Origin of the sequence: Microbacterium sp. ZXX196 (genome assembly GCF_009709595.1) — a bacterium.
Classification (GTDB): domain Bacteria; phylum Actinomycetota; class Actinomycetes; order Actinomycetales; family Microbacteriaceae; genus Microbacterium; species Microbacterium excoecariae.
In genome coordinates this window covers 1-229 of record NZ_WMEE01000568.1, presented here as the reverse complement: position 1 = coordinate 229, position 229 = coordinate 1, and the positions used below count along the sequence as shown (strand labels likewise).

The following is a 229-nucleotide window of genomic DNA, read 5'->3' as shown; positions in this document are numbered from 1 at the left end:
GAACGCCGGGTTCAGGAACGTCGAGCCGTACAACCAGCCCTACTCGATGCCCGTCGAGGAGTACCAGGCGATCCTCGACCGGTACGGCCTGGAGGTGTCGTCGAGCCACGGCAGCACCGACCGTGCGACGTGGCCCGAGACGGTCGCGTACGCCGTCGCGCTGGGTCAGGACTACGTCGGCTCCGGCGGCATGGCGGGCGGCTACGGCACGTACGAGGAGGCCGTCGCG

Annotated in this window: 1 protein-coding gene; it reads left to right on the top strand. The window is 70.3% G+C overall.

What is annotated here, in order from left to right; genetic code table 11:
- A partial coding sequence (locus tag GJQ66_RS14475) for a hypothetical protein (RefSeq protein WP_196215965.1) occupies window positions 1-229 on the top strand: 229 nt, incomplete at both ends.